Source organism: Ensifer sp. SL37, from assembly GCF_026672675.1.
GTDB classification, from domain to species: Bacteria; Pseudomonadota; Alphaproteobacteria; order Rhizobiales; family Rhizobiaceae; genus Ensifer; species Ensifer adhaerens.
Map to the genome: position 1 here is coordinate 605,142 of NZ_JAPPRN010000001.1, position 23,180 is coordinate 628,321.

Here is a 23,180-nt window from a genome sequence, read left to right on the forward strand (position 1 = left end):
TCCCCATGCCTCTCAACCGCATCGGCAATTATGCCGCCGGTTTCGTGCCGCCGCTGCTCGCACCTGACCGGCCGACGCCGGCTCTGGTCGCCGGCCCGAACGGCAAGGCGGCGGTGAAGCGCTTCAACGTCTACCGCAACAACGTCACCGTCAGCCTGATCGAAGCGCTGGCGGCGACCTTCCCGGCGACTGAGCGCATTACCGGCGAGGCCTTCTTTCGCGCCATGGCCCGCTTTCACGTGCGCGAAACACCGCCAGTCTCGCCGCTGCTCTTCGAATATGGCCGCGACTTTCCGGGTTTCATTGCCCGCTACGAGTATGCCCAATCCATGCCATGGCTTGCCGATGTAGCAAGGATCGAACGGGCCTGGCTCGACGCCTATCACGCCGCCGACGCCCCGGCGCTTCCGCCTTCTGCACTTTCCCTGATTGCGCCCGAGCAGCTCGGCGGCGTCGTCTTCGATCCGCATCCGGCGACCAGGCTTGTCCGTTCCGATTATCCGGCCGTCACGATCTTTGCCGTCAATCGCGAGAGCGGGCCGGTGGGGCGTGTCGAAACGGCTGATGCGGAGAGCGCGCTGATCACCCGCCCCGACCTGGAGGTCATCGTTCGCCGTCTCGCGCCCGGCGCCGATCTTCTGCTTTCGCGGCTGCTGGCAGGCATCCCCCTCGCCGCGGCTGCCGCGGATGCTGCCACGCAATGCCCCACGCTTGATCTCGCAGCCGCAATCGCCACCGCGCTCGAAGCGGGGGCCTTTACGGCAACTCATCACGGAGGATGAAACCATGATGTCCGCATCCAGATTTTCGCAAAACGGCCATACAGCCGATCTGTCGCAATGGACCCAGCGGGCGAACCGAGCCGTCGGCGCGCTCGCGCCGCTCTGGCTCTCCCAGCTTGTCCTGCGCTTCGGCCTTGCCGTTCCCTTCTTTCGGTCAGGCATGAGCAAGTGGGACGGGTTCCTGCAATTGAACGACGTGGCGGTCCTGCTGTTCAGCTCGGAATTCCGGCTGCATCTACCCGGCGGCCCCTATCCCTATCCGGCGCCCGCCTTGACGGCCTTTGCCGCCGGTTCGGCGGAAATCATTCTTCCCATATTGCTTGTCTTCGGCCTGGGAACGCGTTTTGCCGCCCTCGGGCTGCTGGTCATGACGATTGTTGTGCAGCTGACCGTACCGGACGGCTGGCCGATCCACATCACCTGGGCTGCCATGGCGCTCGCGCTGATGGCCTCCGGTCCCGGCAGGCTGTCGCTCGACCACGCATTGTGCGCCTGGCGCAAGGGCGAGCGATAGGCCGCGCGCGATCCCGGCGCCTGCTTTGACCGCAGGCAGCGCCCTTCAATTCGGGCGCAGCCGAACCGGGGTATCGACGATCAGCTTGGTCCAGTCGTCAATGAACCGGGAGCGCTGCAGCCGGTCCTGCGCGGCAAGCAAGGCCGGGCCGATCCGGATCGGCCGGCCGATCCCGGACTCCACCAGTTTTTCGGGTCCGTCGACCTCGGCCGGCAGTGCGCCGCTCCGCGAGAAGAAAAACGCTTTCTCCCGTGCCACGTCCTGTCCTCGTTCGGACAGCAGATAATCGAGGAAGCGACCGGCGAGCTCGGGGTGCTTGGCGCCCGTCGGAACCAGGGCGCCGCGGCTGAGGATCAGCGTGTAGTCGCGCGGCAGCACGATCCTGAGCTTGCCGTTACGTCGCGCCGCGGCATAGGCGTAGGAGCCGAGGATGTTGTAGCCGATATAGACGTTACCGCTGTCGAGTTCAGACAACACCGCATTGTTGCAGCAGCGCAGCACGGCTTCGGCGCGGCTGAGGCTTTCGAGCAGGCGGCCGTAGGTCGTCGAGGCCTGCTGGGCATCGAGGAAGGCGAGCAGATAGCCGATACCGGACTGGCGCAGGTCGTAGGTGCCGATGCGGCCGCGATAATAATCCGGCTTGAAGCGCAGCAGGTCGGTGAGCTCTCCATGGGTGTGCGGCACATCCTCCGGCGGCACGAAATCCTTGTGGTAGACCATTACGGAGGGCTCGAAGGTAAAGCCGAAGACCTCGTCACGCCAGTTCGCCCAGGCCGGCACGTCGCGGGTTTCCGGCGAGACATGCGCGAGCGCACAGCCGTCGTTTGCAAGCTTCACCAACTGATCGACGGACGAAGACAGCAGGAGATCACCGAAAGGCTGCTTCAATCGGCAGGCGATGTCGGCGTCCCGATAGAGATCGTTGGTCACGTAGTCCGTATAATCGATGGCGACATCGCGCGCCGTCTCCTGAAAATCGCGGATCAGCGGCTCCATCGCCTCGATGTCGGTCGCGCCGTTGATGACAAGCCGGCCGCGCTCGGCTTCGAGCGCCGGAAAGAACGCCCGCGTGCCCTCGACCGCGCCGGCCGGGCTGGCAAAGCCAAGGACCGCAACAAGTGCGATCGGTCGAAGTTGCCGCCACATCCTCATGTTCCCTCCCGATAAAGGGGAACATCGAGAATGACGGTGAAGTCGCGCGCGCCTTTCTCCAGAAACCGAACTGTGCCGCGATGCGCCAGCGCCACCTCCGCCGCGATTGCAAAGCCGAGCCCCATGCTTCCCTCTCCCGTCTTGGAACTGACGAACCGCGTCGTGACCGCCGCCCATTCTGCTGGCGGAATGCCGGGACCGTCGTCGGCGACCTCCACCAGGGCCCGGTCATCCTCGCGCCTCACGCGCACGGCCAGCCGTTGCTCGACACCATGCTGCAGCGCGTTGTCGATGATATTGGCTATCGCCTCACGCAGGCTCACCGCATCGCCGCGCACGAAGACCGGCTCGGCACTGTCCTCGAAGGAAACGACGACGTCCGGGTCGACTGTAATCGGCACCGTCGAGCGGAAAGCCTTCCGGGCGATATCGCCAAGGTCGACGGGCTTGAAGCGCACGGAATCGGACCGGTGGATGACCATGGCATGGCTGAGCAACTGGTTAGTGAGGCGCGCCAGCTGGCTGACGCGGTCCCGCACGCGCCCGAGATGCCGCTTGCGGTTGACGTCGAGGTCGTCGTCTTCGAGCATGTCGACCTGTGCCGAAAGGGCCGTCAGCGGCGTGCGTATCTGATGCGCCGCATCGGCGATGAAGCGCTGAAGCAAGGTGACGCGCTCGTCGAGGCGGCCCATGAAGTGATTGATCGACCCGACGAAAGGCTTGAGCTCCCTGGGCATGTCGGCCTCGACGGGGGTCAGATCCTGCGGATCGCGGGCACGCAGCGTCGCGGCAAGGGCATCGACGGGCAGCAGCGAATAGCGGATGGCAAGCACGGTGCCGGCAAGCGCAAGCAGGCTCATGATGCCGACGAGGATCATTGCGCGGGTCGTCAATTCCCCGGCAAGCCCGCGCCGCGCTTCGGTCGTCTGCGCCATGACCACATAGGCCCAGCCAGAAAAAGACGGATCCGAAAGCGCCCGCGAGACCACGGCCACGCGGACCGGCACGTTGCGATATTCCGTCGTCAGGAACACCGGGCCGGCCCGCGCCGCGGTGACGTTTATGCCGATGTCGAGATCGTCGTAGCCGGTCAAGGTTCGGCCGTCGGGGCCAACCACGCGATAGAAAATGCGGTCGCGCTCGGCAAGGCCAAGCAACTCGAAGGCCGACGACGGAAGCGTTACACCCAGATTGCCCGCATCCACAGTCATGTTCGCGGTGATCTGGATCGCCGCCCCGAGGAGCAGCCGGTCATAGGCATCGTCGGCGGCCGCGCGGGCATAGTACCAGGCGGCGGCGGAAAGCAGCGTCGCACCACCACAAAGCACCAGCGCCACGCGCAGCACGAGCCGCCAGAAGAGCGAGGTTTCACGCCGCTTCATCGGCCACCAGTTGATAGCCGAGACCGCGGATGGTGACGATGCGCACCGACGAGCCCTCGATCTTCTTGCGCAGCCTTCCGACATAGAGTTCGACGGCGTTGGGGTTGACGTTTTCGTCGAAACCGAAGAGCCGATCGAGCAGTTCGTCCTTGCTGAAAACCCGGCCCGGCCGGGCGGCCAGCACTTCGAGAAGCGTGATCTCGCGCCGCTTGAGCTGGACCTCGCGGTTGCCGACCCGCACGGAGCGGCTGTTGCGGTCGAGCACCAGATCGCCGCACTCGATGAGGTTGGTCGGGTCGCCCTGGCGGCGGCGCAGGAGCACGCGCGTGCGCGCTTCGAGCTCGCGGAAATCGAACGGCTTGACGAGATAGTCGTCGGCGCCAAGGTCCAGCGCGCCGACCCGGTCCTCGATTTCAGAACGCGCCGTCAGCACCAGCACCGGCGTCGTCTTTTTCCGGGCGCGCAGATGGCGCAGGATCTCAAACCCGTCGAGCCCCGGCAACATGACGTCGAGGATCACGAGATCATAGTCGGTAAATTCGAGTATGTCGGCGGCGGCTTGACCGTCCGTCTGCCAATCGACGGTGTGCCCGACCTTTTCCAGTCGCCGGCTGATTACCTCCCCGACATCCCTCGTGTCCTCCACCAGAAAGATGCGCATGGGCAAGCAGTGACACGGAAGATTTCACCGATCAACCCGACGGATCTGACCGCTTTCGTGACAGCGTGGTGACAGGTTCGCGGAGGAAAGAGGACTGCCTGATCGCGACAACGGGAGATGCGGCCAGGGTCTGGAGGACAATCATCGCCGAGGCATTTTCAGGCGGCCGCCACGCGGTCCGTCGATGCGGGTCGATGCCGTCCGGATCCTGGATGTCACGATGGAGGCAGGCGCGCGATAGCGCCTTTGAAAGAAGAACTCATGGATGGGAGAGAGACCATGACCCGAGCCTTTGTGAAGACCCTTCTGGCGGCCGGCTTTTTCGCCGCCGTGGCATCGCCCGCCGGTGCGGAGCCGTCGAAGCCCGAGTGCCTGGCCGGCGCCAAGCCTGGCGGTGGCTTCGACCTTACCTGCCGGCTTGCCGCCAATGCGCTGCTCGAAGCCAAGATCATCGGCAAGCCGATGGCCGTTACCTATATGGAAGGCGGCGTCGGTGCGGTTGCCTACAACCATGTCATCGGCAAGCGCGGCGCCGACGGCAACCTGATCACCGCTGCTTCCTCCGGCTCGGCGCTCCTGATCGCCCAGGGCAAGTTCGGGCAATATGACGAAAACGCCGTGCGCTGGCTCGGCGCGCTCGGCGCCGACTACGGCGTGCTCGTGGTCGCCGCGGATTCCCCCTACAAGAGCCTCGGCGAGCTGATCGCCGCCTACAAGGCAAGCCCGACCGACTTCTCAGTCGCCGGCGGCGGCGCTGTCGGCTCGCAGGACTGGATGAAGGGCTCGCTCTTGGCAAAAGCTGCGGGACAGGAGCCGAAGCAGATGCGCTACGTCGCGCTTGAAGGCGGCGGCGCAGTACTGACGGCGCTCGAAGGCGGCCACGTCAAGGTCGGTGCCGGCGATGCTGCGGAAATGTCCAAGCACCATGCAGCCGGCAAGGTCCGCGTGCTCGCGGTCATGGCGCCCGATCGCCTGCCGGGCGAACTCGCCGAAGTGCCGACCGCCAGGGAACAGGGCGTCGACATCGAATGGCCGGTCTGGCGCGGCTACTACGTCGGCAAGGACGTCTCCGACGCCGACTACAAATGGTGGGCCGATGCTTTCACCAAGCTCGCCGCAACGCCGGAATTCGTGAAGGAGCGCGAGGCGCGCGGCCTCTACGAATACACCCAGGTGGGCGACGCCTTCGACCAGCAGGTCAAGGCGGACGTGGCACGCTTCAAGATCATCGCCAAGGAAGCCGGCATGTAAGCCGGACGGTGGAGCGGGACAGTCTCCCGCTCCGCTTGTTTGCCACCACTTTACGGGCTCCCTGCCGATCGTCTCATCCGGCCGGATTGAAGACCCGTTCCCTGGCGTAAACATCGGGAACAGAACCATGTCAGACACCACTTCCTCATCCTCCCGCATCGGCAGGGTCGGCGGGCTCTTGATGCTCGCGCTGGCGATTGCCTATGGCATCGGCGGCAGCCAGATCGAATATGCCTTCGCCTCGGACCCGCTCGGTCCACGCGTCGTGCCGGTGCTGCTCGCCATCACCCTCGCGGTGCTTTGCCTCTTCTACTTGAAAAGCCCCGGAACGACCGAAGCCTTTCCGCAGGGGCAGCTTCTCGTGAAGATCATTGCAGTACCGCTCCTGCTTCTTGCATCGGCACTGCTTCTGGAGCCCGCCGGCTTCGCCGCCTCGATCTTCCTGCTGACCTTCGGCGTCGGCTGGATCTTCGGCGCGCCGCTGCGTCTCGCGCTGATTGGCGGCGTCGGGCAAGCCGCCCTCTGGTGGTTCGTTTTTTCCTACCTGCTCGACGTCTATCTGCCCGCCGGCCGGCTGTTTGGCTGATCCGCCGGTTATGGAGTGATCTCAATGAATCTCGATTATCTCTGGAACGGTTTTACCGTCGCCCTGACCCTGCAGAACCTGCTCATCGGTCTTGCAGGCTGCTTCATCGGCACTTTGGTCGGCGCCCTGCCGGCGATCGGGCCGATCAACGGCATCGCGCTGCTGATCCCGATTGCCTATACGATGGGCCTGCCGGCCGAAAGCACGATGATCCTGCTCGCCGCCGTCTATTGCGGGGCCGAATATGGCGGCCGCATTTCCTCGATCCTTCTGAACGTGCCGGGCGATGCCGGCGCCGTCATGACGGCGCTCGACGGCAACCCGATGGCCCGCCAGGGCCGCGCCGGCGAAGCGTTGATGCTCTCCGGCCTCTCCTCCTTCGTCGGCGGGGTCTTCGGCGCCGTCGGGCTGGCGCTGTTCGCGCCGCTGCTTGCGGGCCTCGCCATCGGCTTCGGCCCGGCCGAATACTTCGTGCTGATGGTGTTCGCCTTCGCGACCCTCGGTTCCATGGTCGGTAGCCAGCCGGTAAAGACGCTGATCGGCTGCACGCTCGGCCTGATGCTTGCGACCGTCGGGCTCGACGCCACCTCCGGCGCCTATCGCTTCACCTTCAACGAGCCGGAACTCGGCGACGGCATCGAATTCGTCGTGCTGGTCATCGGTCTCTTCTCGGTATCCGAGGCGCTGCTGATCCTCGAACACCAGGCAAGCGGCGTCACGGTCATCCGCGAACTCGGCCGCATGACCGCCCGCCTCGACGATATCCGCAAATCGATCGGTGCCACGCTGCGTGGTTCGGTCATCGGCTTCATCGTTGGCGTGTTGCCGGGCACCGGCGCATCGGTTTCGAGCGCCGTTTCCTACACCACGGAGAAGCGCATCTCCGACAGCGAAGGCACCTTCGGCAAGGGCGACGTACGAGGTCTCACGGCCCCTGAGGCTGCCAACAACGCCACCGCCTGCGGCGCCTTCGTACCGATGCTGACGCTCGGCGTGCCCGGCTCCGGCACGACCGCCGTCATGCTCGGCGCATTGATGCTCTACAACATCCAGCCGGGCCCGATGCTGATCACCGAGCGGCCGGAAGTGGTCGGCGGTCTCGTCGCATCGCTCTTCATCGGCAACGTGCTCTTGCTTCTCCTCAACCTGCCGCTCGTCAACATCTTCGCCCGCGTCTTGACGGTACCGAACTGGCTGCTGGTTCCGGGCATCCTCGTGCTGTCGGTTGTCGGCGTCTATTCCACCCACGCCTCGGTGTTCTCGATCCTCCTGATGCTCGGCATCGGCATCATCGGCTGGCTGCTTCGAAAGGCCGGCTTCGACATGGCGCCGATCATCCTCGGTTTCGTGCTCGGCCATGTGATGGAGGTGAACCTGCGCAATGCGCTGGCGATCAGCGGCGGCGATATCTCGATCCTGTTCCAGAGCAAGATCTCGATCATTCTCTGGATCCTGGCGGGCGCCATGGCCGTGATGCCACTCGTCGCCGGCTGGAGGCGGAAGAAGGTCGTCAAGACCGCCACCAGCTAGCTGATCCCTCTCTCTGTCGGCTGCTTGGACAGCGGCGCGCGAGCCCAGGGCGGCGCGCCGCTGTCGTCGTTTTGAGCGGCATTCAGACTATAAATCCAATATAGACTTTTACGTCTACGCATGATTTGTGGACTGCTATCGAGGAAGAGGAACGCCGTGACCCCAGAACTCCGCCCCTATTGCCTGGTCTGCGACGCGATCGCCTTGCTGTTCCAGCCCTATGCCGAGGTCGTGCTGCACGATCTGGCGACTGAAACCGTCGTCCATATCGCTGGCAACTTCTCCAAGCGCGAGATCGGCGAAGCTTCGCTGCTGAGCGAAATCGGGTTCAGCCAAGGCGAAGCGATCATCGGCCCCTACGAGAAGGTCAATTGGGACGGACGCTCGATCAAGGCGATCAGCGCCGTGCTGCGAAACGCGGACGGCAAGGCGATCGGCGTGCTCTGCATCAATGCCGATGTCTCCGACTTTCATGCGGCGCTCAGGACGCTCAACGCGCTCGTCCGCGTTCCCGTCGACGCGGACAAGCCCGAAAGCCTGTTCAAGGAAGACTGGCACGAGCGCGTCAACGAGTATGTGCAGCAATGGACCGCGGCGCGCGGGCTGACAGTCTCGAGCCTGAGCCGCAACGACAAGCAGGCGCTGGTGATCGCCCTTTCCGCTGATGGCGCCTTCGGCGGCAAGAATGCCGCCTCCTACATCTCGCGCATCCTCGGCATGGGCCGGGCGACCGTCTACAAATATCTGAGCCAGGGGAGCGCGCCATGATCGTCATCGATCGAGAAAGACTGGCCGAGCTGCCGTTGCTGACGCTCGCGGCACCGGCCATCCGCGACGCCTATATCGCCGTCACCGACGGTCGCGCCAATCTGCCGCCGGTCGGCTATCTGCCGCTTCCCGGTCGGAATGCGGATTGCCACATCAAATACGGCTACATCGAAGGCGATCCGATCTTCGTCGTGAAGATCGCCTCCGGCTTCTACGACAATCCGGCCAAGGGACTGCCGTCGAGCACCGGCATGATGGTCGCGGTATCCTCGGAGACCGGCGACGTGGTGGCCGTGCTCGACGACAAGGGTCTCCTCACCGATCTTCGCACCGGTCTCGGCGGTGCGATCGCGACCACGGCGCTCTGGCGCAAGGACGCCGGCTCGATCGGGATCGTCGGCGCCGGCACGCAGGCGCGCATCCAGATCCGGGCGCTTGCCTCCCTGTCGGATCGTCCATTGCGGTTCACGGTCTGGGGGCGATCAATGGAACGGGCGAACGCCGTGCTTGCCGACCTCGCGGACCTCGGCCTTCCCATCGCTGCGACAACCGATCTCGAAGCGCTCTGCCGCCAGTCCGATGCGATCGTAACCACGACGCCATCGAAGGAGCCGCTGATCCGATCGGAATGGATCGGGCCTGGCACCCATATCACCGCCATGGGCGCGGACGCACCCGGCAAGCAGGAGCTCGAAACTGCCCTCGTTGCCCGCGCCGACCGCCTCTTTGTCGATCTCGCCGAGCAATGCCTGGACCACGGTGAATTTTCTGCAGCGGCTCGGGCCGTGGTGATCCGGGAGGAACGCTGTGTCGCCCTCGGCGCGGTCCTTTCCGGTGCGGCCGAAGGTCGACGTTCGGACAACGACATCACCATCGCCGACCTGACAGGGATCGCGACGCAGGACATCGCCATTGCCCGCACGGTGCTCGATGAACTCGGCTTGCTCGGCCGCTCGCAAGGAACAACCGCATGACCAAAGACGTCTTCGAAACGGCCGCGCGCGCTGTCCGCGCACGCCAGCGCATCCGCCCCTTCATCTACGAGACGCCACTGATCCCGTCGCGCGCGATCGGGCAGCACACAGCCTCGACGGTACTGTTAAAGGCGGAAAACCTGCAGCTGACCGGCTCCTTCAAGATCCGGGGGGCTGCGAGCAAGATGACCTCGCTGCCAAGGGACCAGCAGGTGATCACTGCCTCCTCCGGCAATCACGGCATCGGTGCTGCCCATGCGGCAAGCGCGATCGGCCAGAAGCTGACGGTGGTGCTACCCGAGATTGTCAAGCCGGCGAAGCTGGAGCGCATCCGCGCCTACGGCGTCGAGGTCGTCCTTCACGGTTCCGAAACCGGGCTTGCCGAACAGCATGCGCAGCAGCTGGCCGCGACCGAAAAGCTCGGCTACGTCTCGCCCTACAACGACCCGGAAATCATCGCCGGCCAGGGCACGATCGCACTTGAACTCCTGGAGCAAGCCGAACGCATTGACAATGTCTTCATCGCCATGGGCGGCGGCGGACTGATCAGCGGCATCGGCTCGGTGCTGAAGAGTTTCCGCCCGCATACTCGCGTCATCGGCGTGTCCGCTGCAAATTCGGCAGCGCTTGCGGCCTCGATAAGGGCCGGCCGGGTGGTCGAAACCGAACACCTCGAAACGCTCGCCGATGCCGTTGCCGGCGGTCTCGACGAAGACAGCGTGACCCTCCCATTGTCGATGGCCGTGCTCGATGAGGTCGTGACCTGTTCGGAAGCAGAGATCGCGGCCGCAATGCGGGACCTGCTGCTCGACGAGCATATGCTGGTAGAGGGGGCGGCAGCTCTCGCACTTGCCGGCTTCCGGCAGATCGCGGCGAGGTGCGCCGGCCAGACCAACGTCATCCTGCTTTGTGGCGGCAATGTCGACGGCGCCAGCGCGCTGCCTTCGTTGCTGGGCTAGAGACGCCGCTGCATGGCGCTGCCCCGCCTCGCCTCGCCTCTAGAGGCTGACGCGCTCCACGTAGTAGCGCGGGATCTTCACCCGGTCCCGGTCGCGGTAGAAGTCGATGCAGAAGTCGACGAAGGCCTTGAACCGCTTCGAGACGTGCCGGCGGCGCGAATAGATGAGGTTGATCGCCGTCTGCGGCGAGCGCCAGTCCGATAGCACCGGCTCCAGCAGGCCGGCTTGCCGCTCGGTCTCGACGAAAAAGTCGGGCAGATAGGCGATGCCCTCACCGGCGACGGCGAAATACTTGATCGTCCAGTAGTCGTTGGTTGTGCAGGTCGCCGTCGGCAGCAGGTCCACCTCGTCTTCGCCTGACTGTGTCAGATACCAGGACTGCAGCCGCGTCGGCTGGCGGAAGACGAGGCCGCGGTGGCCGGCAAGCGCATCCGGATTATCCGGCTGGCCATGGCGGGCGATGTATTGCGGGCTGGCGAAGAGGCCGTAAGACGAGACCGAAAGTCTGCGGCTGATGTAGTCGACATCGGACGGCTCGCCCCAATGGAAGATACCGTCGAGCGCCTGTTCGGTGACGTCGGAGAATGGCTGGCGCGAGGACAGGAACACAACGTCGAGATTGACCTGCGGATATTGCTGGCGAAAGGCATAGAGCAGTTCCGAGGTGATCGTCGTGCCGAACTCGCCGGTCGAGCCCACGCGCAGGGTGCCCGCCACCTCCTGGCGCATCTCCGCCATCGCGGTTGCCGCATCGTCGCAATTCGACTGAATGAGCCGGGCGTAGCGCAGGAACTCCGCGCCCGCGTCGGTCACATGCAACTGATGACCCTCGCGCACGAAGAGCTCGATGCCGAACTCATCCTCCAATTGCCGGATCTTGTGGCTGAGTGTTGATTTCGGCAGGCGATAGCGCCTGGAAGCCGCAGAAATCGAGCGGGAATCCGCAACTTTCACGAAACAGTCTATGAGCGAGAGATCCATATTTCGTCCAAAATCTTGCACGATATGTCCAGAGAATAGCCTATTTCGGCCCATTGTGTAAACGACTGGGAATTGGGAATATTCACTGGAGCTAAGGGAGAAGAGGTTCCAGTGAGCGATATCAGAGAATTCATTCGCGCCGCATCGGGCACCGGCGGCAAGGCAACGTTGGCGATCCGCGGCGGTCGCCTCGTCAACGTCGTCTCCGAAGAGATCTATCAGGCCGACGTCGCGATCTATGGCGAACGCATCATCGCCGTCGGCGACATCTCCGACTATATCGGGCCAGAGACCAGGATCGTCGATGCCACCGGCAAATACCTGGCACCCGGCATGATCGACGGGCATCTGCATGTCGAATGCTCGAAGATGTCGTTGACGAGCTTTGCCAAGGCCGTCGTGCCGCTCGGCACCACCTCGATCGTCACCGGCCTCGACCAGATCATCGTCGTCGGCGGCCCGGCCGCGGCGCGCGAGTTCCTCGACGAGGCAAAACAGACGCCACTCAAGGTCTTCTGGGGCGCGCCGTGCAAGACGCCCTACACCATGCCGCGCTCGACCGTCGGCCACTATTTCAGCCCGGCCGACCACCAGGCGACGCACCACTGGCCGGAATGCGTCGGCATATGGGAGACCGTGCGCGAATTCATCCAGGAGGAAGACCCCGACGTGCTCGCGGCGCTCGAACTCGCTGAAAGGAGCCGCCTGCCGGTTCTCGGCTGCTGCCCGATGACCCGTGGCGCGCGGCTCAACGGCTACCAGCAGTCCGGCGTTCGCGCCGACCACGAGAGCTACACGCCGGAAGAAATGCTCGAAAAGCTGCGCGCCGGCATGCATGTCGTTGTACGGGAATCCTCGATCTCGCACTTCCTCGCCGACAACCTGCGTATCGTCACGGAAATGGGCGTTAAGGCACTGCGCCGCATCAGCTTCTGCACCGATGACGTGGTAGCAAGCGACATCCTCAAGCGCGGCCATCTCGACAACATGGTGCGCATGGCGATCGCCATGGGCATTTCGCCGATGGCGGCGATCCAGATGGCGACGATCAACGGCGCCGATGCGCTCCGCATCGACGACAAGGTCGGCTCGATCTCGCCCGGCCGCGCGGCCGACATCCTGCTCGTCGACGACCTGCGCAACTTCACCATCGAAACCGTCGTCGCCAAGGGTGAAGTCGTCGCCCGCAACGGCAAGATGGCGATCGAACTGATCCGGCCGCAGCGCAGCGTCGCACTTCTGAACTCGGTGAAGGTCGCGCCGCTTCAGCCCGGCGATCTCAAGGTCGCCTATCACGGCGCCGGCGAGACGGCAGACGCCATGGCGATCGCCGTCACCCCGGAAAAGATCTTCGTGCGCACTCGCCGCGACGTGACGCTTGCGGTCAAGGACGGCCAGGTGCTCGCAGATCCCGCACGGGACGTGCAATACGTCACCGTCGTCGAACGCTACGGCAAGACGAGCAACCGTCCGGTCGCCTTTGCGTCGGGCTTCGGCCTCAAGCAAGGCGCGATCGCCAGCTCCACTGCGCCCGATGACAACAACATCATCTGCATCGGCGCCGATCTCGAGGATATGCGTATCGCCATCAACCACCTGATCGCCAACCATGGTGGCCAGGTCGTGGTCAGGAACGGCAAGGTCGAGGCCTTCCTGCACCTGCCGATCGGCGGCATCGTTTCCGACATCGAGCCGGCCGAGATGGCAGCGCTGGAAGACCAGCTCGACGACGCGGCCCGCGCGCTCGGCTGCCCGCTGCCCTGGCCCTTCATGTACATGTTCGTGTTGCAGATCACGGCGATCCCGGAATATGCGATCACCGATCTCGGTGTCGTCGACTGCGTCGGGCTGAAGGTGATCTCGCCGTTTTCGCCCGCCGGCGGGGACGAGCGCGCCGTCGCTGCGGAATGATGCCTTGGAAGGGGGCCGGTCATGCCGGCCCCCTTCTTCGTTCAAAAAAAGGGGAACAAGATGAACTATCAGAACAAGTCCGTGGAGGCGGCACCAAGCCCGGAGACATCCTGGCTCGCAGCGCTGCTCGACCGCTACTTCCAGATTTCGCGGCTCGGCTCGACCGTCCGCACCGAGATCCTCGCAGGCCTCACCACCTTCCTCGCCGCCTCCTACGTCATCGTCGTCAATCCCTCGATCCTGGCGCATGCCGGCATTCCATTTTCGGCCGGCGTGACGGCGACGGTGCTCGTCAGCTTCATCGGCAGCTGCGCCATGGGGCTCTATGCGCGTAGCCCCATTCTGGTGGCGCCGGGCATGGGCATCAACGCGCTCTTTGCCTACACCATGGTGGTCGGCGCCAAGGTGCCGCTCGAGGTCGCGCTTGGCTGCGTCTTCTGGGCCGGCGTGCTCTTTACCGTCATGGCGTTCTTCAATCTGCGCCAGACGATCATCGAGGCGATCCCTGTCGATCTGCGCTATGGCATCGCCTGCGGTATCGGCCTCTTCATCGCGCTGATCGGCCTGGAAAACGCCAAGTTCATCGTCGCCAACCCCGACACGATCGTTGGTCTCACGCAGTTCAACCCGGTCACCCTCACCTTCATCGCCGGCTTCGTGCTCACGGTGGCGCTGGTGGTGCGGCGGGTTCCGGGCGCGATGATGGCCGGCATGATCCTCACCACTATTCTCTCGATCCCGATCGGTCGCTGGTGGGGCGACGGCAGCGCGTTTTGGCCGGAGACGCCGGATGTGCACACACTGGTCAACTGGAGCGGTTTCTCCGCTGCACCGGATTTCAGCTTCGTCGGCCAGATCGATCTCCTGGGCGCGCTGAACCTGATCTACCTGCCCTTCATCTTTGTCTTCCTGTTCACCAACTTCATCGAGGCGCTCTCGACCTTCCTTGGCCTCGCGGAAGCGGCAGACCTCAAGGATGAAAACGGCATGCCCCGCAACATCCGGGAATCGATGCATGTCGACGCCATCGCGGCACTGATTTCCGCACCGCTCGGCACCAGCCCGGCGACCGTCTATCTCGAATCCGGCGCCGGCATCCAGCAGGGTGGACGCACCGGTCTCGTCGCGCTGGTCGCGGGTCTGCTCTTCGTGCCCTTCCTGTTTTTGTCGCCGCTGCTTTCTCTGGTGCCGGCGGTTGCAACCGCACCGGTGCTGATCCTCACCGGCCTCTTCATGTCCGAGCCTATCAGCAACATGCGCTGGAGCGCGCTCGACGAGGCGATCCCCGCCTTCCTTGCGATCGTATTGATCCCGCTCACCTTCTCGATCACGCTCGGCCTGTCGCTTGCGATCATCGCCTATGTGCTGATCAAGCTGGTCTGCGGCCGGGCTGGCGATGTAAGACCGGTCATGTGGTTCGTGGCACTGCTCGCCGCAGCGCTCGTCGCCCAGACCCAGTAACCGCCAGAAAATCCGACGGCGCCCTTAATGCAAGTGCGCCGACATCGCCCATCCGAAGGAAACAGTCATGCTTCAATCCTGGTCGAAGACCGCACCCGAACTGGTCGACGTCGCCATGGGCCGCAAGCCCGCCGATCTCGTGATCCGCAACGGCAAATGGGTCAACGTCTACTCCGGCGAAATCATCCCCGGCACCGATATCGCCGTCAAAGCCGGCCGCTTCGCCTATGTCGGTCCGGATGCCAGCCACACGATCGGCGAAGGCACCAAGGTCGTCGACGCCGCCGGGCGCTATCTTGTTCCCGGCCTCTGCGACGCGCATATGCATGTGGAGAGCGGCCTCGTCACCGTCACCGAATTTGCCCGCGCGGTCATTCCGCACGGCACCACCACCATGTTCATCGACCCGCACGAAATCGCCAATGTGCTCGGCCTCGACGGCGTCCGGCTGATGAACGAGGAAGCCCAGAGCCTGCCGATCAACGTGCTGGTCCAGGTACCAAGCTGCGTGCCGAGCGCCCCGGGTCTTGAAACTGCCGGCGCCGAGCTTTCAGCACAGGATGTCGCCGAGGCGCTTGCCTGGCCGAACGTCATCGGTCTCGGCGAGATGATGAATTTCCCCGGCGTTGCCGGAAACGATCCGAAGATGATGGCCGAGATCGCCGCCACCCAGGATGCGCGGCTGACCGTCGGCGGGCACTATGCCTCGCCGCATCTCGGCCGCGAGTTCCACGCCTATGCCGCCGGCGGACCGGCCGACGACCATGAAGGCACGACGGTCGACGACGCAATCGCCCGTGTGCGCCAGGGCATGCGCGCCATGTTGCGCCTCGGCTCCGCCTGGTACGACGTTGCCGCGCAGATCAAGGCCGTCACCGAATCCGGCCTCGACCCGCGCAACTTCCTGCTCTGCACCGACGACAGCCACTCCGGCACGCTGGTTCACGACGGACACATGAATCGCGTCGTGCGCCATGCCATCGCTCAAGGTCTGAAACCCGTGACCGCGATCCAGATGGCGACGCTCAACACCGCCCAGCATTTCGGCCTGGAGCGCGAAATCGGCTCGATCGCACCGGGTCGCCGGGCAGACCTGATCGTCACCTCGGACCTCGCCGCGCTGCCGATCGAAATGGTGTTTGCCCGCGGCGAGCTGATGGCCGAGAACGGCACACTCGCGCGCGATATCCCGGCCTATGTCTACCCGGAAAGCGCCCGCAACACCGTCCACCTTGGCCGGTTACTGGCCGCCGCGGATTTCGACATCCCATCCAACGCACGGGCGACGCGCGCGCGGGTCAACGTCATCGGCGTCGTCGAGAACCAGGCGCCGACGCGGGCGCTTCAGGCCGAGGTGGCGATCGAGAACGGCCTCGTGCAGATGGACCGGGCCAACGACGTCTGCCAGATCGCGCTCGTCGAGCGCCACCGCGGCACCGGCGACGTGGTCAACGCCTTCGTCTCCGGCTTCGGCTATGACAGCGATTGCGCCATGGCGAGCACGGTCGCCCATGACAGCCACCATATGATCGTGGTCGGCACGAACAAGGCGGACATGGCCAAGGCCGCCAACCGCCTGCACGAGGTCGGCGGCGGCATCGTCGTCATCAAGGAAGGCCGCGAACTGGCCCTGGTCGAGCTGCCCGTCGCCGGCCTGATGTCGGATCAGCGAGCGGAGATCGTCGCCGAGAAAGCGGCCGCCATCGTCGAGGCCATGCGCGCCTGTGGCTGCCGGCTGAACAACGCCTATATGCAGCACTCGCTGCTTGCGCTCGTCGTCATTCCGGAACTGCGCATTTCCGACAAGGGCCTGATCGACGTCCGGACCTTCCAGAAGACCGACGTGATTCTGAGCACGCACTGAGCTTAATAACGATTGGCCATCGGCAACCCGGTGGCCAACTCGCCCGTGGTTCTTAATTCCGGGTGATCGCGGGATGGGTCAAGCCACATAATCCCCTGAAAACTTCCTTTATGGTTAACCGAAACTTAAACGGAGCCCAACGGCCCCGTTGCGCGGGCGTATCTGCCGTTTGCTTAACCGCGACCGGCCGCAGTAGACGCCCGAAACCCTTGTTGATATGGCGTCCCACAATGGGACATGCGTATAGACGGAGCTGAAACGCCCACAGCTGTTCCGCCCCAAATTGCATGCAATGATGGCAAATGATACAAGAGGAAGCTTATATACAACCGTGTGGGGCAAAGGATATCGAGCAGCGCTCGCCATGCTCCGAAGCGAGGTTTCCACAGGTAAGATCGCAGGCAGCCTATTGGCATTGACCCGGGCGGGCGACGCGGTAGCTTTGCAGAAGGACGAGCCGAACCGGAGCGCCGCTGGAGCGGGCTTTTATATTCTTCCGGCGCGTTCGAAACAGAGAGGGAAAGGCAAGCATGCCGGACACTGATGCAACCTTGTCTGCTTCAGCTTCAGTGCAGGATCCCGTTGCGGCTCATATGGACGAAGTTCTCTCGTTCTATGACGAGGCCTTTCATCTGACCAGCGCCTCGCCGGCGCTGCAGGAAACCTACGAAGTCGGCACGCTCGTCGATGCCACCCTGTGGCATCTCTATCCCGAATTGCTTGCGCCCGTTTCCAAGGCGGCCGTGGAATCCGTCATCGCTTACGGCGTGCCGCGCAGCGTCGAGGTGGTCGACGCCGCCACCAAGTCGCGGCGCACGCTGCTCGTCTTTCGCGCCATGCGTGGCATCGGCGTGCTCGAAACGAGCGGCCGCGCGACCCGCCGCGAGATCGGCAGCCATGGCGAAAGCGAACGCGCGCTGCTGTTGCACCAGGCGACCCACGACGTGCTGACGGGCCTGCCCAACCGGCGGCAGTTCAGCGACGACCTGCAGAGCATCCTGCCGACATCCGGCGAGAAGCTTGCGCTGATGCAGATCGACCTCGACGATTTCAAGCCGGTCAACGACACGCTGGGCCACGGCGCCGGCGACGCCGTCCTCAAGATGGCGGCCGAGCGCATTCGCGGCGCCCTTCGCGACGGCGAAGTCGCCTATCGCCTGGCCGGCGACGAATTCGCCGTCATCCAGCGTCAAAGCGACCAGCCGGCGGACGCCGAGTATCTCGCCGAGGCACTGATCGAGGCGTTCAGCGAACCTTTCACGATCGACGGCATCTCCGTCTTCGTCGGCGCCAGCATCGGCATTGCCATTGCGCCGAACGACGGAAACGACATCGAGCAACTGATGAAGGCGGCGGACATTGCGCTCTATGCCGCCAAGAAGGATGGACGAGGCCGGGCAAAGACCTTCAGCCGTTCCATGCTGATCGTTCTGGAACAGCGCGAGATGCTGCGCCGCAGTCTGCGCACCGCGCTGCAGGACAAGCAGTTTTCAATCGAATACCAGCCGCTCGTCGAGCCGCCATTTTCGATCGTCGGCTTCGAGGCGCTGGTGCGCTGGCATCATCCGCTGGTCGGCACGATCCCGCCCAACGTCTTCATCCCGATGGCGGAAGCCGACGGCCTGATGAACGAGATCGGCCAATGGGTGCTGGAGGAGGCCTGCCGGCAGGCTGCCACCTGGCCGTCGCATTTCACCGTCGCCGTCAACCTGTCGCCGGCGGAGTTCCTGCGCGAGGGCCTGACGGACCGGATCGCCCAGGCGCTCGACATGGCGGGCCTGAGGGCCGACCGGCTGGAGCTGGAAGTTACCGAATCGGTGCTGCTTGAACGCACGACCAACAATCTGGACACGCTGAACACCCTCAACGTGCTCGGCATCCAGATCTCGCTCGACGATTTCGGCACCTTCTATTCGTCGCTCAGCTACCTCAAGAACTTCCCCTTCGATACGATCAAGATCGACCGCTATTTCATCAAGGATCTGGAGAGCGACGAAAAGAGCCAGACGATCGTCCGGTCGATCATCGCCCTTGCCCACGGTCTCGGCATGCGCGTGACCGCCGAGGGCGTCGAGACGATCGGGCAGGCCGTCTGGCTTCGAAAAGAGGGTTGCGACCGTCTGCAGGGTTATTTCCTGGGCATGCCCATGCCGGCGGACGCGATCGGCGCCTATCTTCGCCGCTCATCGGCAATGGCGACGCTGTAGCCCCCCGCATCTGTGCGTTGCGCCCGATATGGCGCGAGGCAATACCTGGGTTGTCTTCATGCAAGATCCCGGGGTTGCGTGGTTAGAAATCATTATAGAAAGTGGCGTATGGCCGTGGCAGAGTTCGGGGTGCGGAGGACATTGCTGCATGGGTGCTAGTGTCAATAAGACCACGGAAACGGCTTTCGAGCCGCTGCTTCAGTTCGATATGGAGATGGAAGATTTCCTTTCGGACTGGCACCATTGCGATCATGTCTCGAGCTACCTCGCCCGGATGATCAGCCACAACAGGACCGATCCGGTACGGCATTCCAACTTCTTTTCCTCCGCCCTCAACGAGCTTCTGGAGGTTTCGTTTCGCGGCGGCACCACCGACGGAAAGATCGGCCTGTCGATCTATCGCCAAGGCGCCACGGAACGGGTTCAACTGAGCTTTCCATGCCCACCTGGTCAGGCGCGCTTCTATCGCGAGGCTGTCTCGAAAACCCGTGAGAGCGATGCCCAGGCCCGCTATCTCGACGCCATTTCCAACGACCTTGCCCCCAGCCGGGAATCGGTGCTTCTGGACCTGGCGGTCAATTATGACGCCCGCCTCCGGCTTGACGAGGATGCGGCTCCGGCCATCACCCTGATCGTGGATCTTCCTCTTGAAGGAATGGTGAGTTGATGGCGGCGAGCCTTCCTCAGCGTTTCAAGGTCGACTTCGATCCGAACAGCCAGATCTTCTCGCTTGCCGGAACGATTCGGCCGCGTTCGATCGATGAAATCGCCGAGAGTATCCATGCGCTGAGGGAAGCCATCGATACGGTGCGCGGCGTTCTCTATATCGATGTGAAGCGCCTCATCCAGATGAACAACACGGCCTTCCAGGCCTTCATCCGGGTCGCCCTCGACGCCTGCCGGGAGCGGTCGGACCTGCGCCTGATCGTCATCACGTCAAGCGTCGTCAGCTGGACGACGCGCATGTTCCGGCACCTGAGCACGATCGAGCCGCAGATCTCCGTCGAGGTCTATGATTCGATGTTCTATCCTGGCCAGGACTACTTCGAGGATACGAGCTTCATCCCAATCCTGCGCGCGCAGACGAAATTGACCTGGCGCCACGAGCGCACCATCCTGCCGCGCCACGGCATGCGGCCCGGCATCGCCGTGGCCGACATCTGCTGCGGCATCGGCGATTTCGCCGTGCTCGCGCAGAAGGAGTTCCAGCCGTCGCGGATCGTCGCGCTCGACCACTCGAAGCCGAGCCTCGCCTATGCCCGAAAGGTGGCCGCCGAGTTCGACGTGACGGGTATCGAATACACCTACGGCGACGCGTCGGAGATGCTGCTTGAGGACAACCAGTTCGACTTCGTGAGTTGCCGCCACTCGCTGCAGGTCTTCAATCAGCCGGAGCTGCTTCTCAAGGAACTCTATCGGATCGTGAAGCCGGGCGGCCGCGTCTACATCACCAACGAGAAGAACTCGCACTGCCTCGGCGAGCCGCGGGCGCAAAGCATCCAATGGACCTACAATGAGCTCGCGCGGCTTTTGAGCAATTTCGAGATAGATGTGGAGTTCGGGCCGAAGAGCCGGCGCTATCTTGCCGACACGGGCTTCGACGACATCCTGGTCGAATCCTTCATGGTCACCAATCTGGACGGTGACCCACAGGATTTCGCCGATATCATCGCCGGCTGGGAGAAGATGTTTGCGGACATGGCGGTGAGGCACGGCGAAACACCCGAATTCATCGAGCGGTTCCGCCAGGGCTTCCGGGATCACATCTTCGCTGCACTGCATCCGAAGGGCTATGCGGGCTGGCCGATCTGGGCAGCGTCCGGGCGCAAACCACTATGAGCGCGAGCAATATCAAACGTCCCCGGTTCGGTTTGAGATCCTTTCGCGCCAAGTTCGTGCTGGTCGTCGGCAGCGCCGTGCTCTTCGACCTCCTGCTGACAGGCGGGCTGGCGCTCTGGAACGTTCAAAGACTGTCGCGCGACGCGACGACGGAAGTCGGACAGGGCCTGCAAAACGCCAACGAAGACTACATGCTCACCTACGCGGAATCGACGGCCGCGCGGGTTAATCTTCTGCTCGGCCAGGTTCACGCCGACGTCGCCACGCTCGCGGGCGTAATCCAGGCGCAGATCGACCGCCCGGTGCGCCGGTCCGACGTCGGTGAGGCCCTTGCGCGGCACGCACCGGAGTCCGTTACCGTCACTTACGATGCCAAAGGTGGGTGGGCGCAGAACCTTCCGGGTCCGCTCTCGAGCGTAAGCGTCTGGAGCTATCTCCTTGGCCCCGACCATCGGCCACTACCCGAGGTACAGGCCGATATCGAGAACAGCGCCGTTCTTGATCTGGTTGCGCCCGCCCTGCTTGCGCACGGCCGCTCCAAACTGCAGATGTACTACGTCGGACCAAAAGAACGGCCGATCTTGCGGATGGCGCCCTATGCGGATCAGGCACAGACGTTCGACCGTCTCTACCCCGGCCATAACGAAGCCAACTTCTGGAACTTCTTCTTCCCCGGCCTCTATGAGTCCTGGGAGGAATGGGCGAAGCAACCGAGCCTCAGGCCCGTTGCAGCCGACACCACGCAAACGGCACCTTACACCGATGCCGCCTCGGGCAAACTGATCGTCAGCTTCTTCCAGCCACTCTGGACGCCCGACCGCAAAGGTGTCGCCGGAGCAACCGGAACCGATATCACGCTCGACCAGCTGGCCGAGGTTGTCGAAAGCGTCAAGGTCGGCGACAGCGGCTTCGGATTTCTGGTGATGTCCGACGGCAACGTGCTTGCCATCAATCCGGTCGGCGAAAAGGTGATCGGCCTGCGGCGGTCCAGCGACACGGGTGGACAAGGCGTCACCGGGTTGGAGCGCTCGCTGCGCCGCAGCGCCCAGCCCGCGATCGCAGAGCTGCCGCTTGGCACCGATGGCGCCATTCAGCGGGTACTGCTCGATGAGGGTGGTGAGAAGGTCCCCTATCTCATTCTCCTCAAGCAGCTCGAGCCGGAGAACCTCTGGGTTTCCGGCCCGGTGCGCCGCGAGACCATGTCGATCGGCATCGTCGTGCCGGAGCGCGAAATCTATGCCTCGCTGTTTGCGGCACAGGCGAGTATCTCTGAAGCGACGAACCGCATCCTCATCTATCAGATCCTGGCCCTGCTCGCTTCGCTGCTGTTCGTCACGCTCGCCGTGTTCGGCATCTCCAAGCGGGTCACCCGCGGCATCAGCGCGCTCGCCGGAGCGGCAACCAGCATCGAGGCGAAGGACTACTCCGTCCGTGTGCCCATCACGACGCGCGACGAAGTCGGTGAAGCCGCTATCGCGTTCAATAGAATGGCTGAGGAGATCAGCTACCATACCGAGAACCTCGAAAACCTGGTGACCGAACGCACCAAGCAGCTCGAGGACGCCAACCATCAGATTTCGACGCTGAATACCCAACTGCGCAGCGAGAACCTGCGCCTTGGCGCCGAACTCGCCGTCGCCAAGCAGATCCAGATGATGGTGCTGCCGAAGGCCGGCGAGCTCGCGGAAATCGCCGATCTCGAAATCGCCGCCTATATGCGCCCGGCCGACGAGGTGGGCGGCGACTACTACGATGTGCTGCGCGACGGTGAGCGGCTGAAGATCGGCATCGGCGACGTGACCGGTCATGGCCTTGAAAGCGGCGTGCTGATGCTGATGGTGCAGTCGGTCGCAAGGGCCCTGCAGGAAGCCGGCGACATGGACCCGGAGCAGTTTCTCAACCGCCTCAACCGCGCCATCTACAAGAACATCGTGCGCACCAACACTGACAAGCATCTGTCGTTGGCCTTCCTCGACTACGACCACGGCCGCCTGACGCTGTCGGGGCAGCACGAGGAACTGATCGTCGTGCGCAAGGGTGCGGAAATCGAGCGGATCGACACGCTCGACCTCGGCCTGCCGATTGGCCTGGAATCGGACATTTCGCGCTTTGTTGCCACCCGCGAGATCTCGTTCGGCCGCGGCGACATGATCGTGCTGCATACGGACGGCGTGACCGAGGCAGCGAACGCCAAGGGCGAACTGTTTGGCATCGAGCGACTGTGCGAGAGTGCCGGAAAGTTTTACGGACAGAGCGCCGAGGACGTCAAATCGGGTATCATCAACGACCTGATGGCGCATATCGGCAAGCAGAAGATCTACGACGACATCACGCTCGTCGTCATGAGACACAGGTGAT

At 63.7% G+C, this 23,180-nt stretch carries 19 protein-coding genes; 15 read left to right on the top strand and 4 right to left on the bottom strand.

Going from position 1 to position 23,180, the window contains the following annotated elements; translation table 11 throughout:
* Positions 1 to 5 precede the first annotated feature (5 nt).
* Entirely contained in the window at positions 6 to 782 is a 777-nt protein-coding gene (locus tag OVA00_RS02765; protein WP_060643982.1) for an HvfC/BufC N-terminal domain-containing protein, read from the top strand.
* 4 nt (positions 783 to 786) lie between these two features.
* Positions 787 to 1,296 (top strand): DoxX family protein, encoded by a 510-nt coding sequence (locus OVA00_RS02770; RefSeq protein WP_060643983.1) that lies wholly within the window; start codon positions 787 to 789, stop codon positions 1,294 to 1,296.
* A gap of 45 nt (positions 1,297 to 1,341) precedes the next feature.
* Here OVA00_RS02770 and OVA00_RS02775 read toward each other — a convergent pair whose 3' ends face one another.
* Genes OVA00_RS02775 through OVA00_RS02785 form a run of 3 tightly spaced genes read right to left on the bottom strand, consistent with a single transcriptional unit; the run spans position 1,342 to position 4,491 of the window.
* Positions 1,342 to 2,442 carry an ABC transporter substrate-binding protein gene (locus OVA00_RS02775; protein WP_113504345.1) on the bottom strand — a complete coding sequence of 367 codons (1,101 nt, stop codon included), beginning with the start codon at positions 2,440 to 2,442 and terminating at the stop codon, positions 1,342 to 1,344.
* Between the two features lie 2 nt (positions 2,443 to 2,444).
* Positions 2,445 to 3,830, bottom strand: coding sequence for a sensor histidine kinase (locus OVA00_RS02780; RefSeq protein WP_090299122.1), 1,386 nt, complete (start codon positions 3,828 to 3,830; stop codon positions 2,445 to 2,447).
* Positions 3,817 to 4,491 (bottom strand): response regulator transcription factor, encoded by a 675-nt coding sequence (locus OVA00_RS02785; RefSeq protein WP_268087897.1) that lies wholly within the window; start codon positions 4,489 to 4,491, stop codon positions 3,817 to 3,819. The genes OVA00_RS02780 and OVA00_RS02785 overlap by 14 nt, the downstream gene beginning before the upstream one ends.
* A 279-nt stretch (positions 4,492 to 4,770) precedes the next feature.
* Between OVA00_RS02785 and OVA00_RS02790 the strand changes: the two genes are divergently transcribed.
* The 6 genes from OVA00_RS02790 to OVA00_RS02815 all read left to right on the top strand — a co-directional run bounded on the left by OVA00_RS02790 (position 4,771) and on the right by OVA00_RS02815 (position 10,559).
* A complete protein-coding gene (locus tag OVA00_RS02790; protein WP_060585733.1) occupies positions 4,771 to 5,742 on the top strand; it encodes a Bug family tripartite tricarboxylate transporter substrate binding protein in 972 nt (323 codons plus the stop codon).
* A 127-nt stretch (positions 5,743 to 5,869) separates the two neighbouring features.
* Positions 5,870 to 6,328 (top strand): tripartite tricarboxylate transporter TctB family protein, encoded by a 459-nt coding sequence (locus tag OVA00_RS02795; protein ID WP_060519980.1) that lies wholly within the window; start codon positions 5,870 to 5,872, stop codon positions 6,326 to 6,328.
* Positions 6,329 to 6,352: 24 nt separating this feature from the next.
* Positions 6,353 to 7,858: a tripartite tricarboxylate transporter permease gene (locus OVA00_RS02800; RefSeq protein ID WP_268087899.1), complete on the top strand. Its 1,506-nt coding sequence runs from the start codon at positions 6,353 to 6,355 to the stop codon at positions 7,856 to 7,858.
* 156 nt (positions 7,859 to 8,014) lie between these two features.
* Positions 8,015 to 8,626: a helix-turn-helix transcriptional regulator gene (locus tag OVA00_RS02805; RefSeq protein WP_268087900.1), complete on the top strand. Its 612-nt coding sequence runs from the start codon at positions 8,015 to 8,017 to the stop codon at positions 8,624 to 8,626.
* Complete coding sequence (locus OVA00_RS02810; RefSeq protein WP_268087902.1) at positions 8,623 to 9,600, top strand: ornithine cyclodeaminase family protein; 978 nt, start codon at positions 8,623 to 8,625, stop codon at positions 9,598 to 9,600. Before OVA00_RS02805 ends, OVA00_RS02810 begins: the two co-directional genes overlap by 4 nt.
* Positions 9,597 to 10,559 (top strand): pyridoxal-phosphate dependent enzyme, encoded by a 963-nt coding sequence (locus OVA00_RS02815; protein WP_268087903.1) that lies wholly within the window; start codon positions 9,597 to 9,599, stop codon positions 10,557 to 10,559. The genes OVA00_RS02810 and OVA00_RS02815 overlap by 4 nt, the downstream gene beginning before the upstream one ends.
* Before the next feature lie 39 nt (positions 10,560 to 10,598).
* On the opposite strand, the gene OVA00_RS02820 is transcribed toward OVA00_RS02815, so the two are convergent.
* Positions 10,599 to 11,540 (bottom strand): LysR family transcriptional regulator, encoded by a 942-nt coding sequence (locus OVA00_RS02820; protein ID WP_060519989.1) that lies wholly within the window; start codon positions 11,538 to 11,540, stop codon positions 10,599 to 10,601.
* Between the two features lie 111 nt (positions 11,541 to 11,651).
* Between OVA00_RS02820 and OVA00_RS02825 the strand changes: the two genes are divergently transcribed.
* The 7 genes from OVA00_RS02825 (at position 11,652) to OVA00_RS02855 (ending at position 23,179) form a co-directional block, all read left to right on the top strand.
* Complete coding sequence (locus OVA00_RS02825; protein ID WP_268087905.1) at positions 11,652 to 13,451, top strand: adenine deaminase; 1,800 nt, start codon at positions 11,652 to 11,654, stop codon at positions 13,449 to 13,451.
* A gap of 60 nt (positions 13,452 to 13,511) precedes the next feature.
* Positions 13,512 to 14,912 (top strand): NCS2 family permease, encoded by a 1,401-nt coding sequence (locus tag OVA00_RS02830; protein ID WP_268087906.1) that lies wholly within the window; start codon positions 13,512 to 13,514, stop codon positions 14,910 to 14,912.
* 67 nt (positions 14,913 to 14,979) lie between these two features.
* Complete coding sequence (gene ade / locus OVA00_RS02835) at positions 14,980 to 16,776, top strand: adenine deaminase (RefSeq protein WP_060519993.1); 1,797 nt, start codon at positions 14,980 to 14,982, stop codon at positions 16,774 to 16,776.
* Between the two features lie 530 nt (positions 16,777 to 17,306).
* Positions 17,307 to 18,983, top strand: coding sequence for a putative bifunctional diguanylate cyclase/phosphodiesterase (locus OVA00_RS02840; protein ID WP_060606168.1), 1,677 nt, complete (start codon positions 17,307 to 17,309; stop codon positions 18,981 to 18,983).
* 148 nt (positions 18,984 to 19,131) lie between these two features.
* Positions 19,132 to 19,650: a hypothetical protein gene (locus OVA00_RS02845; RefSeq protein ID WP_034790260.1), complete on the top strand. Its 519-nt coding sequence runs from the start codon at positions 19,132 to 19,134 to the stop codon at positions 19,648 to 19,650.
* Entirely contained in the window at positions 19,650 to 20,822 is a 1,173-nt protein-coding gene (locus OVA00_RS02850) for a class I SAM-dependent methyltransferase (RefSeq protein WP_268087907.1), read from the top strand. The genes OVA00_RS02845 and OVA00_RS02850 overlap by 1 nt, the downstream gene beginning before the upstream one ends.
* Positions 20,819 to 23,179: a SpoIIE family protein phosphatase gene (locus OVA00_RS02855; RefSeq protein WP_034790264.1), complete on the top strand. Its 2,361-nt coding sequence runs from the start codon at positions 20,819 to 20,821 to the stop codon at positions 23,177 to 23,179. The genes OVA00_RS02850 and OVA00_RS02855 overlap by 4 nt, the downstream gene beginning before the upstream one ends.
* The last annotated feature ends 1 nt before the right edge of the window (position 23,180 follow it).

What these genes read in the sequence shown, in the direction of transcription:
- OVA00_RS02765 (WP_060643982.1), top strand. Translation starts at nt 6, where the DNA reads ATGCCTCTCAACCGCATCGGCAATTATGCCGCCGGTTTCGTGCCGCCG.
- OVA00_RS02770 (WP_060643983.1), top strand. Translation starts at nt 787, where the DNA reads ATGATGTCCGCATCCAGATTTTCGCAAAACGGCCATACAGCCGATCTG.
- OVA00_RS02775 (WP_113504345.1), bottom strand. Translation starts at nt 2,442, where the DNA reads ATGTGGCGGCAACTTCGACCGATCGCACTTGTTGCGGTCCTTGGCTTT.
- OVA00_RS02780 (WP_090299122.1), bottom strand. Translation starts at nt 3,830, where the DNA reads ATGAAGCGGCGTGAAACCTCGCTCTTCTGGCGGCTCGTGCTGCGCGTG.
- OVA00_RS02785 (WP_268087897.1), bottom strand. Translation starts at nt 4,491, where the DNA reads ATGCGCATCTTTCTGGTGGAGGACACGAGGGATGTCGGGGAGGTAATC.
- OVA00_RS02790 (WP_060585733.1), top strand. Translation starts at nt 4,771, where the DNA reads ATGACCCGAGCCTTTGTGAAGACCCTTCTGGCGGCCGGCTTTTTCGCC.
- OVA00_RS02795 (WP_060519980.1), top strand. Translation starts at nt 5,870, where the DNA reads ATGTCAGACACCACTTCCTCATCCTCCCGCATCGGCAGGGTCGGCGGG.
- OVA00_RS02800 (WP_268087899.1), top strand. Translation starts at nt 6,353, where the DNA reads ATGAATCTCGATTATCTCTGGAACGGTTTTACCGTCGCCCTGACCCTG.
- OVA00_RS02810 (WP_268087902.1), top strand. Translation starts at nt 8,623, where the DNA reads ATGATCGTCATCGATCGAGAAAGACTGGCCGAGCTGCCGTTGCTGACG.
- OVA00_RS02815 (WP_268087903.1), top strand. Translation starts at nt 9,597, where the DNA reads ATGACCAAAGACGTCTTCGAAACGGCCGCGCGCGCTGTCCGCGCACGC.
- OVA00_RS02820 (WP_060519989.1), bottom strand. Translation starts at nt 11,540, where the DNA reads ATGGATCTCTCGCTCATAGACTGTTTCGTGAAAGTTGCGGATTCCCGC.
- OVA00_RS02830 (WP_268087906.1), top strand. Translation starts at nt 13,512, where the DNA reads ATGAACTATCAGAACAAGTCCGTGGAGGCGGCACCAAGCCCGGAGACA.
- ade (WP_060519993.1), top strand. Translation starts at nt 14,980, where the DNA reads ATGCTTCAATCCTGGTCGAAGACCGCACCCGAACTGGTCGACGTCGCC.
- OVA00_RS02840 (WP_060606168.1), top strand. Translation starts at nt 17,307, where the DNA reads ATGCCGGACACTGATGCAACCTTGTCTGCTTCAGCTTCAGTGCAGGAT.
- OVA00_RS02845 (WP_034790260.1), top strand. Translation starts at nt 19,132, where the DNA reads ATGGGTGCTAGTGTCAATAAGACCACGGAAACGGCTTTCGAGCCGCTG.
- OVA00_RS02850 (WP_268087907.1), top strand. Translation starts at nt 19,650, where the DNA reads ATGGCGGCGAGCCTTCCTCAGCGTTTCAAGGTCGACTTCGATCCGAAC.
- OVA00_RS02855 (WP_034790264.1), top strand. Translation starts at nt 20,819, where the DNA reads ATGAGCGCGAGCAATATCAAACGTCCCCGGTTCGGTTTGAGATCCTTT.